Origin of the sequence: Peribacillus sp. NJ4 (assembly GCF_030348345.1) — a bacterium.
Taxonomy (GTDB): Bacteria; Bacillota; Bacilli; order Bacillales; family DSM-1321; genus Peribacillus.
The window spans coordinates 2,610,966-2,623,514 of record NZ_JAUCFQ010000001.1; the positions used below are offsets into that span (position 1 = coordinate 2,610,966).

The following is a 12,549-nucleotide window of genomic DNA, read 5'->3' on the forward strand; positions in this document are numbered from 1 at the left end:
TGTGCAAATATTGAATTAAAAACTATACAAAACGTCTAATGTAAAAAGTCCGTTTGAAAAATATAATGAAACTATGAAATCGTGTTGAAATGGAGGGTTTCTTTAATGGCAGTTATCAATGATGTAGAAACGTTGAAAAATTATATCGGTGGCAAATGGGTGGATTCCTCAACATCGAAACATGAAGAAGTGCCAAATCCGGCAACAGGAGAAGCATTGGCAATCGTACCCCTTTCCACAAGGGAAGATGTAAACCAAGCGGTGAAGGTTGCTAAAAATGCGTATAAAGAATGGAAAAAGGTGGCCGTGCCAAAAAGGGCGCGCTTCTTATTCCGTTACCAGCAATTATTGATAGAACACTGGGATGAACTGGCAAAGCTGGTCACGATTGAAAATGGAAAAAGCTATACAGAAGCATATGGTGAGGTTCAACGTGGGATTGAATGCGTGGAGTTCGCTGCAGGTGCGCCTACCCTAATGATGGGCAGTCAGCTTCCTGACATTTCCCCAGGCATTGAATCTGGCATGTACCGTTATCCAATGGGTGTCGTTGCCGGCATTACGCCGTTTAATTTCCCAATGATGGTGCCATGTTGGATGTTCCCGCTTGCAATAGCCTGTGGCAATACGTTTATTTTAAAACCTTCAGAACGGACACCGCTCTTAGCCAACCGTCTTGTAGAATTATTGACGGAAGCCGGTGTTCCGGATGGTGTCGTCAATATTGTCCATGGTGCCCATGATGTCGTGAACGGGATTTTGGAACATGAAGACATTAAAGCGGTATCTTTTGTAGGATCCCAGCCTGTCGCAGAGTATGTTTACAAAACGGCAGCTGCCAATAAAAAACGTGTCCAGGCTTTATCAGGAGCGAAAAACCATTCAATCGTCATGCCTGATGCAGACCTGGAAAATGCGGTAACGAACATAACCAATGCCGCTTTCGGATCTGCAGGCGAGCGCTGCATGGCTGCTTCGGTGGTTGTTGCAGTGGGAGAAGTGGGAGATTCGCTCGTTGAGAGATTAAAGGCTGCAGCGGATGAAATCAAGATTGGAAATGGAATGGATAAGGGCGTTTTCCTTGGACCCGTGATCCGTGATACACATAAAAAGAGAACAGAACAATATATTGAAATTGGGGAAAAAGAAGGAGCTGTCCTCCTTCGTGATGGCAGGAATGAAGGCGATCAGGAAAATGGCTATTACGTTGGACCGACATTATTTGATCATGTAAATACAAACATGAAAATATGGAAGGATGAAATTTTTGCCCCTGTCTTATCCATAGTACGGGTTAATACCCTTGAAGAAGCAATCGATTTGACCAATCAATCCGAATTTGCAAATGGTGCCTGCCTCTATACGGATAGTGCAAAAGCCATCCGGGAATTTCGTGAAGAAATTGATGCAGGAATGCTTGGTATTAACCTTGGGGTACCCGCACCAATGGCATTCTTTCCATTTTCCGGCTATAAAAGTTCATTTTATGGAGACCTTCATGCCAATGGAAAAGACGGAGTGGAATTTTACACTAGAAAGAAAATGTTAACGGCAAGATACTAATATGAAAAAGGGGTCGACGCAATTTGTGGTCGGCCCTCCTTTATACATTATGATAGGGGGAGTGTGGCTTATGCAGGTTGAAAAACAGGGTCAGGATCTTAAGGCGATGGATGGCAAATATGTTTGGCATCATATGAAAGGGGCTGAACCCAACCCTGGGACAATGGTGGTCAAAAACGGGCAAGGAGCATGGATAACGGATGTTGATGGAAATCGCTACTTGGATGGGATGTCAGGGTTATGGTGTGTCAACGTGGGTTATGGTCGAACGGAACTCGCTGAAGCAGCTTACGAACAGTTGAAGGAACTTCCTTATGCCCCTTTAACGAACAGCCACATTCCTGCTATTAAGCTAGCAGAGAAGTTAAATGAATGGCTGGGTGGGGATTATGTGATTTTCTTCTCTAACAGCGGTTCAGAAGCAAATGAGACTGCTTTTAAAATTGCTCGGCAGTATCATCAGCAAAAAGGTGAACATGGACGTTATAAATTCATTTCCCGTTATCGCGGCTATCATGGAAATTCGATGGGAGCCCTGGCAGCTACCGGGCAGGCGCAGCGGAAGTATAAATATGAACCACTCGCCCCAGGATTTCTTCATGTATCACCGCCTGATTCTTACCGAAATCCAGAGGATGAAAGCGGCGAAAAAAGTGCGGCGGAAATTGACCGTACCATTACATGGGAGTTGAGCGAAACGGTGGCTGCGGTAATAATGGAACCTATCATCACAGGAGGCGGAGTTTTGATGCCACCTGATGGATATATGAAACGTGTGAAAGAAATTTGTGAGAAAAATGGCGTCCTTCTCATTTCGGATGAGGTCATTTGCGGGTTTGGCCGTACTGGGAAGAAATTCGGATTTATGAACTATGATGTAAAACCGGACATCGTAACAATGGCTAAAGGAATCACTAGCGCTTACCTGCCATTATCCGCCACAGCCGTCAAACGTGAGATTTATGAAGCATACATCGGTACCGATGATTATGACCGCTTTCGTCATGTAAATACTTTTGGTGGCAATCCAGCTTCCTGTGCCCTTGCTTTGAAGAATATTGAAATATATGAAAATGAAAAACTTATAGAACGTTCTAAAGAGTTAGGGTTTCGCTTGCTGCAAGAATTTGAAGAAATCAAATCTCATCCTAATGTTGGCGATGTGCGTGGGAAAGGATTGTTGGTAGGAATTGAACTGGTTGAAGATAAAGGGACAAAACAGCCGATCGAACTTTCCAAAATCAATAAAGTGATTGTGTCATGCAAAGAAAAAGGGCTGATCATAGGTAAAAATGGTGATACGGTAGCAGGCTTCAATAATGTCCTGACCCTTGCTCCTCCACTTAGCATAACTGAAGAGGACTTCTTATTCATCGTAACGACAGTAAAGCGAACGCTAGCAGAACTATAATAAATATTACGAACCTTCAGAAATAATAGAATGAGTGGTCAAGAATTGAATTTCTGAAATTCAGTATTAAAGTGGATTGCTAAATAGACCTATTGATATTCTCTTATACATTCGGTTTTGTAAATTAACAAAGATTGGATCCAGTCTTTACTTTTTAATTGAGACTGCTGTGTTTCGTTTTAGCACCGTTCAGAACTTTGACCGGTGCTTTTATCTATTGTTAAATGATCCATATGGATGATGTGCATCCCATCAATAGTGAAAAAACCCTATCAGTGATCGTCCATCCATAAATTAGCTAATCACATAGGTTATTAAAGAATATAATTTCCACGTGGAAATGAAATGAGAGATTTGTAATGGAAAAAGGTTTAATTCCTCTTTTTCTTGGATGATGAGGGCCTATTTTGTATGAAATACCAAGAATATAGAGGTTAAGCAATCTATTACGAATTAAAGGGAACATATTGGAATCGTTTTCCTTGCTTAGTTATAGCGTATGTTTGAAAATGGAAGGATAAGGAGTGGTAGAAAATAAACCGATCTAATATCGTCAATATTCCGTCAGAAGAGGTGAGGGACATGAAAACTGAAGATATAACAAAAAAACTCACATTACATAACCCTGAAATTTTAGGGAGTGGGAATTTTTCAAAGTATGCCGTATTGGTACCGCTAATAGAGAAGGAAGATGGAATACACGTTCTATTTGAAGAGCGTTCACACAAACTGAGGAGGCAGCCGGGGGATATCTGTTTTCCAGGCGGTAAAATAGACAAGTTGGACCATGATGAACAGGCGGCTGCACTAAGGGAGACATACGAGGAACTTAATTTAAATAAAGAAGATATCTATAATGTCTTTCCAATTGATTATTTGGTATCTCCTTTTGGCATGATTGTTTATCCTTATGCAGGATTTGTTCGTGACCATCAACGGATAATACCAAATCCAGCTGAGGTAGAGACCATTTTTACGGTCCCGCTATCCTTTTTCATGGAAAAACCGCCAGAGATATATCATGTGAAGTATAAAGTGGAACCACATGAAAACTTCCCCCATGATTTAATCTTTGGCGGTGAGAATTATAAATGGCAGCCAAAACAGATGGAAGAATATTTTTACTTATATAACGATCGTGTAATCTGGGGAATGACAGCAAAAATCCTTACCCATTTTATTGAAATTCTTCGTTAGACCCTTCTAAAGCACCTTTTTTTTTCGTTCTATTTCTATTAAACTTTAAATATGGTAAAAGTTAGGTTTTAATATAAGTGGGGAGATGAGTGGATGAAGAATAGTTTTGAAGTACTTGAAAAAGAACGGGCAATGGCAATGGCTGCGTTTGTGAACTTCAATGAAAACCGCGAATACTATGATGAATCCAAAGATCAGGAACTTAAGAAAGTATACTATCAAAATGGTTCCTTGGACCGAGAAGCACTGAAGGAGCTGCTTGTGACAACCCATAAAAACCAGCTGAACTACTCACCACATCGTCATGTTTACCCTTGGGTGGACTTACAGGAAAATGGCAAGCTGAAAAGTCTGTATTCCGGAAAAGGAATGGATCCTGTGGAAGTCATTGAGGAAGATATCCGTATACTTGAAGTGTTGTCAAGAGGCATTGAATCAACAAAGATGGACAACATGCTCGTTAATTGTGAACATGTCGTACCTCAATCATGGTTCAATAAAAAAGAACCGATGAGGGGAGATTTGCACCATCTGTTCGCTTGTGAACCAACTTGTAACAGCAGCCGGAGTAACTATCCATACTATGATTTTGAGGATTATATCCCAGAAGCATCGGCTGCCGGTATAAAGCCGGGTTGCGGGAAATCTGATGAAGGTAAATTCGAACCTGAATACGGAAAAGGTATCGTAGCGAGAGCTACCATGTATTTTTTATTAAGGTATGAGGGAATCATCGATAGCGGCAAAGTTAACCTGGCACTGCTTTTGGAATGGCACCGGCTTTTTCCGGTCAGCATTTATGAAAAACATAGAAACCAGGCTATACATGAAATTCAGGGTAATCGAAACCCATTTATAGATTTTCCGGAAATGGCGGAGAAATGGAATTAAAGAAGGGTTTATAAAAAAGGGATTGAAGCTGTGGTAAAAGCTTCAATCCTTTTTTAATTATAGAACTAAAGGAATTTTACACAAACAGGGAAGGGAACTTGAACATCTTTTTGCAACAATGTTAATTTTCCGTCCTGTTCATTCCGTGCAAATAGTGTCAGGTTTCCTGATTGTTCATTAGAAGCGATCAGGAATTTTCCGCTTGGGTCCAATGAAAAATCACGTGGCCAATGTCCTTCGGTAGAAACCAGTTCCACGAATGCCAGTTTGCCTGTTTCTTGATGGATTTGGTAAACCGCAATACTATCATGTCCGCGGTTTGCGGCATAAATGAATTCCCCGTCATCAGAAATATGAATGGCGCTTCCTTGGTTATTTTCCTTGAAATCTTCCGGAACGGTCCGAACCGTTTGCAATTCAGAAAAGCTTCCTGATAGACTATCGAAGCTCAAAACAATGACTTCCGGTACAAGTTCTGCCATGACATACGCAAATTTTCCGTTTGGGTGGAAGGTCAAATGCCGCGGTCCGCTGCCGGGAGCAACAGATAAACTGTTTACTTCTTCCAAAACCCCATTATGTATTTTATAGGTTATTACTTTATCTATTCCGAGGTCGACTACAGCAATGAACCTTTCATCCGGTGTGAAACCAGCGAAGTGAGTGTGTGCTTTTTCCTGACGTTCTTCATTCGGTCCTTGACCCTCATGTTGAATGGTGGATGATACTGGCAAAGGGGTCGCATTGTCATGAAGCGGATATGATTCAATCAGGCCATCTCCATAACTGGAAGTGATCAAGATCTGTTTCTTGCTGTCGACACTTATATGGCAGGAAGAGCCATTCGGTGTCAATTGTTTGCCCAAGAAGGTAAGTTCACCCGATTCTTCATTAATCGAATAGGAAGAAACTCCACCGCTGCCCGCTTCTTTTAAAATGGCGTAGAGATTCTTTTTGTCCTGGCTGATGGCGAGATAAGTCGGATCAGTTAATTCTGCTGCAAGAACCGGTGTACTGAGTTTTCTTTCTGCTGTATCTAAAGTAAAGCGATAAATACCTTTGCTGTTTCCTTTTGTGTAAGTGCCAATATATCCAATGATGGTCTGTTGATCCTGTTTTGCCATATTTATCTCCTCCAAGAAAGATTTGTGTTTTTTTTATTTTAACATAGATGATACCCATTATATCCTTTTCCCGATTTAAGTTGAGTTATAACATTATTCATATAGAAATTTTGGGGGTGAATGGGAAAAACCCCCGGGTAGGGGGTCAAAGTAGATTGAACTTATCGGCAGGCATAACGGCTTCAATAGGAATATGCCTAAACTCAGAAACGGAAAATAAGCCCTGATCCGTCAGTTTAATTTCCGGGATGACAGGTAACGCCAAGAACGCAAGTGTAAGGAAAGGGTTGAAATGCCTGTTGGCACCGAGTTTCAAAAGGGCTTCATCGATTCGTTTCAATGAATGAACCACATCCATATATGTGCATTCACTCATCAATCCAGCTATTGGAAGGGGAAGGGAAGCTAGTATTTTCCCATTTTGGATTACGGCCAATCCACCCTGCATCTTTTTGATTTCCTTTGCTGCCCTTAGCATATCTTGGTCATTCGTGCCGGCAATGATTAAATTATGTGAATCATGGGCTACTGTAGTGGCAATTGCGCCTGATTTCAAACCAAGCCCTTTGACGATTCCAAGACCTAATTGTTTGGTCATATGATGCCGTTCAATAACTGCCAGTTTTATATGATCAACATGTTCAGAGAACTGGAATAGACCATCATGATTAAGTGTAACCGGTTCAATCGAATGCTTTGTAATCAAACTGTTTGGAGTAATCTCAATAATATTAGCAAGATTATTATTAAAAGGTATCGCCAAATCGTCTTCCGTTATTTCATGAAATTTAACGGAGTGCTTCAAACCGTCGTCAATAACCTGTTCCTTTTCAGCTGGAAAGTTCAGTAATCGATTATTTTGGACAATAGGTTTTCCCTCTTTAAAGACCGAATGGATGATGATTGTATCGAGATCATCTAATAGAAGGAAGTCTGCCTTGTATCCGGGTGCTATAGCACCATGTTCCTTTAAACCAAAGCATTCTGCAGCATTGATGGTCGCCATTTGAATCGCGGTAATTGGTGGGATACCATTTTCTATGGAAAGTCGAACGTTGTGATCGATACTTCCTTCAGAAACAATATCATCGAGGTGCCGGTCGTCGGTGACGAATAAACAACGGCGGGAGTTCAGCTCATTAATGGCTGGAACCAGGTTTAATAAATCTTTGGCAACAGTGCCTTCCCTGATCATAAGATACATTCCTTTTCGCAGTCTTTCTTTTGCCTCTTCCGCTGTAGTGCATTCATGATCCGTTTTAATGCCGGCACTCATATAAACATTGAGCTGTTGTTCGGATAATCCAGCTGCATGGCCATCAATGCTTTTGCCTAGTCTATTTGCATCGTATAATTTTTGCAGCATATCATCCTCCGTATGTGAAACGGCCTGGAAATTCATCACTTCGGCTAAACCAAGCACTTTCGGGTTTCGATAAAATGAATTTAGATCTTCACTTCTTAAGACAGCGCCAGAATGTTCAAACTCCGTAGCAGGTACACAAGATGGCATCATGAAGTAGAAGTCAAAAGGAAGTTGGCCGGATTGTTCAATCATATAATGAATGCCCTTTTTACCGGAAACATTGGCTATTTCATGAGGATCTGCAACGATGCTGGTCACACCATGTAAAAGGAGGATTTTTGCGAGTTCAGAAGGCCTGACCATCGAAGATTCAATGTGGACATGGCCATCAATGAATGAAGGGGATACAAATTTTCCAGCAGCATCAATTTCTGAAATACCCTCATAACTCCCAATGCCAGCAATAAAACCATCGACAATGGCAATGTCGCCTGAATAGGTATCACCATTGAATACATCTATGATTTGCCCGTTTTTAATGACGCAGTCTGCAGGCGTTTTGCCTGCGGCGACGTCTATTCTCCTTTTAAGCAAGTTTTTTTTCATATTCGTAACCCCTTTGGCAAAGATATAACATTTTAATATTTTACTTTTTCAATATGGGTCTCCCATGTCCGGAATGGTAAATCGTGGTCATTGAAAGACATTTGTTCCATTTTAATAGTGCGGTTTTTCATTGGCAGGGCAAGTTCTTGGTATATAAAGTGATCATCAAAGCCAATAAGTGCAGCGTCTTCTTTAGTGCATGAGTAATAAATGGCTTTTGGTCGTGCCCAATAAATGGCACCGATGCACATTGGACAAGGTTCGCAGCTAGTGTATATTTCACAATCTGTAAGCTGGAAGCTATTGAGATTCCTGCATGCATCACGTATCGCCTGTACTTCGGCGTGAGCTGTGGGATCGTTGGCTGTTGTCACATTATTACATCCTCTTCCTACAACTTTGCCGTCTTTTACGATTATAGCACCGAAAGGTCCTCCGTTCTTTGCCAATACATTTTCATTTGCTAGCCGAACAGCCATCTCCATGAATTTTATATCCACTAAAAAAGCACCCCTTCATTTATTAATAAACCAATAGTGTTGATGTTACGTTTATTAACGTAAATATAATAAATAATATACCATATATAGACAAAAATTGAATATAATTTTCTGAAAATAAAGAAAAATCATTTTGTGTTAGGATATATTACGTTGGAATCAGGAACGGTTTGAAAGAATTTTTACAAATAATGATAAAACTGATATTGTTATAAGAAAATCATAGGATTATGAAGGTGAGATGTATGGGATTTTTGGGCGTTCTTCTACCGATATTCGGTATTTTTGTTTTAGGGTACGTCGGTCAGAAAAAGTTTAAACTTGATACAAAATCGATTTCCACGATGGCATTATATTTAATGTCACCTTTTCTTGTGTTCCGAACTTTTTATTCCGCTGAATTTACGGTTGATTATTTTTATCTGTTCCTTTTCACGATAGTACTCTGTCTTTCTCTCATACTGGTAGTCTATATCATATCATTTTTCCGTAATTATTCAGTCACCGAAACAAGCGGCATGATATTGGCATCGGCATTCATGAATAACGGGAATTACGGAACACCAGTCATTTTCCTGTTATTCGGTGCAGCAGGACTCGATTATGCAATCATCCTGATGGTGGGTCAGCAGTTAGTCATGTGCACCATAGGCATCTATTTCGCAGCGAAGGGCAGCCCGGAAGGTAACGGAGTCCAAACAGCGCTTAAAGCAGTATTCAGGATGCCAATCGTGTATGGAGCTATTGCAGGTACGGTTTTTCAGTTTGTAAAAATTCCATTAAGCAATTCGGTTATGGAAGCTATTAACCTTGTTGCAAATGCAGCAATCCCAACAATCATGATTACACTCGGAATGCAGCTAGCCAACATTTCACTGAGAAAAATTGCCTATCGTAAGCTATCAGTTTCACTTCTTCTTAAACTTGCTGTTTCGCCAGCCATTGCATTCCTGTTATCACTTGCCTTACCAGTGGATGAAATGGTCAGGCATATCATGATTATCGTAGCTGCCATGCCAACGGCGGCCAACACTACGATGTATGCGCTCCAATTCAATACAGAACCTGAATTCGTCTCAAGTGCTACGTTCATTAGTACTTCATTAAGCTTGATTACGCTTCCGATCATCTTTTTCTTTGTATTATAGAAGATTATCATTCTGATTATGCGGGCAAACTTAATATATACACGAGGCGGAGAATTCCTTACAAATGCGCAGGAATCCGGATTACATGCATTGCCGTTGATGATCAAGTTTAGGCAAATTCCACTTATAGTAAGCAGGTGGAGTAATGATTATCATACGCGTCTAGGTTAAGGAACGAAATGATGGCTTTGGATTCCATTTGGATTTATGGGTTAATAAGGAACGGACTTATACCAGTTTTCATTTAATATTGATCAAAGGATGAGCTTGCTTTTTTTATTTTTCATTAAACTGGCATATACTTTTTAAATGTCATTGTATTAAATTGGAGGGATTTTGTGATCCAGACTAAAATTAAACTAACTAATCCTGGAAAGATTGAAGCCATTTTGAAGGAGATCGTTCAGAAATCCTATCAAGAAGCACTGGAAGAAAAACTCTTGCTATGCATGGAGTGTGGAGATGTGGATTTTTTTATCGCGTATTCAAATAATGAGGAACTTCAAGATGCGATTAATGAAAACTTTGTAATTGATGAATGTGGCGAAATCATGAAATTAGATGAACATCAGGAACTTATGGATGATTTATACGAGTATTTCTTGATCATACATAAGGAAAGTGATTTGTTTGATTTTTATCCAGCAGGTCCATATACTGTGGGTGGGGAAAGCCGGGAATCGGATACGGATATGCTGGCGCCTAGTGGCTTATTTTCAGCACCATTTGAAGATGCTATAAAGGAAGGAATGTAAAAGACAGCAATTGCTGTCTTTTTTTTGTTCGTTCTATAATTGCTAATTCATATCAGGCATTTTGCTTACGGGAAATAAATCTCCTTTTTACAAAAATAGGAATCGTTTAGGGGAGATCGATTTAAATATGTTGGTTTTATGGAATATAGCAATAGTATCATAAAATATGTTATTGTTTTTAACAATTTAAAGTTTATATGGTAATTTTAAGTAATATTATATATAATGAATAATGTGAATATTGAATATATTTTTTTATATTACTAGTTTAAAATAATAAAAAAAATAACCTTATATTGGGAAATAATAAATGGAGAAAGGATTATACATATAGAAATGATTCAATTTAAGAGAATGCTATTTTATGCATTCGAAATTCTGATTATTATCAATTTTCAGACCAAAAGATTGATTATGGGCAGGGAGGCTAATTATGATTGTTTTTGACCGGGTGAATAAGTATTTTGGTGATTTCCATGTATTGAAGGATATTAATCTTACTATTAATAAAGGGGAGGTGGTAGTAGTCATCGGACCGTCAGGATCAGGGAAAAGTACCCTGCTTCGATGCATTAATCGTCTTGAGACCATTTCGGAAGGCTCCCTTTCCGTTAATGGTTTAAATGTAGCGGATAGAAAAACGGACATAAACAAACTGCGTCGGAATATCGGTATGGTTTTCCAGCATTTTCACTTATATCCTCATAAAACCGTGCTCGAGAACATCATGCTTGCACCCAGGAAGGTTTTAGGACAATCAGAAGAGGAAGCGAAAAAGATTGCGCAAAAGTATCTGGAGAAAGTAGGGATTGGAGATAAAGCGAATTCATTTCCTTCTCAGCTTTCCGGTGGACAGCAGCAAAGGGTAGCGATTGCCAGAGGTTTGGCAATGGGGCCTGAAATCATGCTATTTGATGAACCTACCTCAGCCTTGGATCCAGAAATGATTGGCGAGGTACTGGATGTTATGAAAGCACTTGCCCATGAAGGAATGACGATGGTGGTTGTCACGCACGAAATGGGATTTGCCCGTGAAGTAGCGGATCGAATCGTATTCATGGACGAAGGCAGGGTTTTAGAAGAGGCATCACCGGCTGAGTTTTACGCCAATCCTCGTGAAGAGAGGGCTCGTTTATTTCTTAGCCGTATATTAAATCATTAAATAAAAAACAGGGGTGATTAACATGTTGAAGAAAAAGAAATGGTTGAAATTATCTTTGCTATCTTTATTGGCTGTCATTTTATTGGCTGGATGCGGCGGGGGAGAAGATTCAGGCAAAAATGAAGAGGGTGGCGGTAAAGACAAAGGAACGGATGTTCTTGCACAAGTGAAGGAAAAGGATAAGATTGTTTTTGGGGTAAAAAATGATACAAGGCTATTTGGATTGAAAAATCCTAGTACTGGAGATGTAGAAGGATTTGATATTGATATCGCCAAAGCTCTTGCAGCAGAAATCCTAGGTGATGAGAATAAAGTTGAATTTAAAGAAGTGACTTCTAAAACAAGGATGGCCTTATTGAATAATGGTGATATCGATGCGATTGTGGCGACAATGACAATCACGGAAGATCGTAAAAAAGAAGTTGACTTCACCGATGTTTACTTTGATGCCGGACAATCCCTGCTAGTCAAAAAAGGCAGCGACATCAAGGGTATTGATAGTTTAAAAGGGAAAAAGGTACTGGCTGTCAAGGGCTCTACTTCTTCCATAAATATCCGTGAAAAGGCTCCTGACGCACAAGTTCTTGAATTTGAAAACTATTCCGAAGCGTTCGCTGCACTTAAATCTGGGCAAGGGGATGCATTGACTACGGATGATTCAATCCTTTATGGCATGGCTGACGAGGATCCAAATTATGAGCTTGTTGGCGGTACATTTACAGACGAGCCTTATGGCATTGCTGTGAAAAAAGGAAATGCTGAGTTTGTTGACGAATTGAATAAAGCCCTTAAGTCACTTAAAGATTCAGGCAAGTACGATGAAATCCATGATAAATGGATTAAACATTAATCATTACCAAATGTAAGGGAAATGACCTTAATTAAC

11 protein-coding genes are annotated in these 12,549 nt (G+C 39.9%); 8 read left to right on the forward strand and 3 right to left on the reverse strand.

Annotated elements, in window-relative coordinates:
- The first annotated feature begins 105 nt into the window (after positions 1 to 105).
- The 4 genes from QUF94_RS13075 to QUF94_RS13090 all read left to right on the forward strand — a co-directional run bounded on the left by QUF94_RS13075 (position 106) and on the right by QUF94_RS13090 (position 5,062).
- A complete protein-coding gene (locus QUF94_RS13075) occupies positions 106 to 1,563 on the forward strand; it encodes a CoA-acylating methylmalonate-semialdehyde dehydrogenase (protein ID WP_289316238.1) in 1,458 nt (485 codons plus the stop codon).
- Positions 1,564 to 1,633: 70 nt separating this feature from the next.
- The gene (locus QUF94_RS13080) at positions 1,634 to 2,974 is read left to right on the forward strand and encodes an aspartate aminotransferase family protein (protein ID WP_289316239.1); all 1,341 of its coding nucleotides are present in this window, start codon (positions 1,634 to 1,636) and stop codon (positions 2,972 to 2,974) included.
- Between the two features lie 582 nt (positions 2,975 to 3,556).
- Positions 3,557 to 4,171 (forward strand): NUDIX hydrolase, encoded by a 615-nt coding sequence (locus QUF94_RS13085; RefSeq protein WP_289316240.1) that lies wholly within the window; start codon positions 3,557 to 3,559, stop codon positions 4,169 to 4,171.
- Between the two features lie 93 nt (positions 4,172 to 4,264).
- Positions 4,265 to 5,062 (forward strand): endonuclease I family protein, encoded by a 798-nt coding sequence (locus QUF94_RS13090; protein WP_289316241.1) that lies wholly within the window; start codon positions 4,265 to 4,267, stop codon positions 5,060 to 5,062.
- 65 nt (positions 5,063 to 5,127) lie between these two features.
- On the opposite strand, the gene QUF94_RS13095 is transcribed toward QUF94_RS13090, so the two are convergent.
- The 3 genes from QUF94_RS13095 to QUF94_RS13105 form a co-directional block, all read right to left on the reverse strand.
- Entirely contained in the window at positions 5,128 to 6,186 is a 1,059-nt protein-coding gene (locus tag QUF94_RS13095) for a lactonase family protein (protein WP_289316242.1), read from the reverse strand.
- A gap of 145 nt (positions 6,187 to 6,331) precedes the next feature.
- Positions 6,332 to 8,098 carry an adenine deaminase gene (gene ade, locus QUF94_RS13100; protein ID WP_289316243.1) on the reverse strand — a complete coding sequence of 589 codons (1,767 nt, stop codon included), beginning with the start codon at positions 8,096 to 8,098 and terminating at the stop codon, positions 6,332 to 6,334.
- Positions 8,099 to 8,130: 32 nt separating this feature from the next.
- Positions 8,131 to 8,583 (reverse strand): nucleoside deaminase, encoded by a 453-nt coding sequence (locus QUF94_RS13105; protein ID WP_289318367.1) that lies wholly within the window; start codon positions 8,581 to 8,583, stop codon positions 8,131 to 8,133.
- A 260-nt stretch (positions 8,584 to 8,843) separates the two neighbouring features.
- Between QUF94_RS13105 and QUF94_RS13110 the strand changes: the two genes are divergently transcribed.
- The 4 genes from QUF94_RS13110 (at position 8,844) to QUF94_RS13125 (ending at position 12,513) form a co-directional block, all read left to right on the forward strand.
- Positions 8,844 to 9,746: an AEC family transporter gene (locus QUF94_RS13110; protein ID WP_289316244.1), complete on the forward strand. Its 903-nt coding sequence runs from the start codon at positions 8,844 to 8,846 to the stop codon at positions 9,744 to 9,746.
- 338 nt (positions 9,747 to 10,084) lie between these two features.
- Entirely contained in the window at positions 10,085 to 10,501 is a 417-nt protein-coding gene (locus QUF94_RS13115) for a hypothetical protein (protein ID WP_289316245.1), read from the forward strand.
- Between the two features lie 433 nt (positions 10,502 to 10,934).
- Positions 10,935 to 11,663, forward strand: a complete 729-nt coding sequence (locus tag QUF94_RS13120; RefSeq protein ID WP_289316246.1) for an amino acid ABC transporter ATP-binding protein — start codon at positions 10,935 to 10,937, stop codon at positions 11,661 to 11,663.
- Between the two features lie 22 nt (positions 11,664 to 11,685).
- A complete protein-coding gene (locus QUF94_RS13125) occupies positions 11,686 to 12,513 on the forward strand; it encodes a transporter substrate-binding domain-containing protein (RefSeq protein ID WP_289316247.1) in 828 nt (275 codons plus the stop codon).
- Positions 12,514 to 12,549 lie beyond the last annotated feature (36 nt).

What these genes read in the sequence shown, in the direction of transcription:
- QUF94_RS13075 (WP_289316238.1), top strand. Translation starts at nt 106, where the DNA reads ATGGCAGTTATCAATGATGTAGAAACGTTGAAAAATTATATCGGTGGC.
- QUF94_RS13080 (WP_289316239.1), top strand. Translation starts at nt 1,634, where the DNA reads ATGCAGGTTGAAAAACAGGGTCAGGATCTTAAGGCGATGGATGGCAAA.
- QUF94_RS13085 (WP_289316240.1), top strand. Translation starts at nt 3,557, where the DNA reads ATGAAAACTGAAGATATAACAAAAAAACTCACATTACATAACCCTGAA.
- QUF94_RS13090 (WP_289316241.1), top strand. Translation starts at nt 4,265, where the DNA reads ATGAAGAATAGTTTTGAAGTACTTGAAAAAGAACGGGCAATGGCAATG.
- QUF94_RS13095 (WP_289316242.1), bottom strand. Translation starts at nt 6,186, where the DNA reads ATGGCAAAACAGGATCAACAGACCATCATTGGATATATTGGCACTTAC.
- ade (WP_289316243.1), bottom strand. Translation starts at nt 8,098, where the DNA reads ATGAAAAAAAACTTGCTTAAAAGGAGAATAGACGTCGCCGCAGGCAAA.
- QUF94_RS13105 (WP_289318367.1), bottom strand. Translation starts at nt 8,583, where the DNA reads ATGGAGATGGCTGTTCGGCTAGCAAATGAAAATGTATTGGCAAAGAAC.
- QUF94_RS13110 (WP_289316244.1), top strand. Translation starts at nt 8,844, where the DNA reads ATGGGATTTTTGGGCGTTCTTCTACCGATATTCGGTATTTTTGTTTTA.
- QUF94_RS13120 (WP_289316246.1), top strand. Translation starts at nt 10,935, where the DNA reads ATGATTGTTTTTGACCGGGTGAATAAGTATTTTGGTGATTTCCATGTA.
- QUF94_RS13125 (WP_289316247.1), top strand. Translation starts at nt 11,686, where the DNA reads ATGTTGAAGAAAAAGAAATGGTTGAAATTATCTTTGCTATCTTTATTG.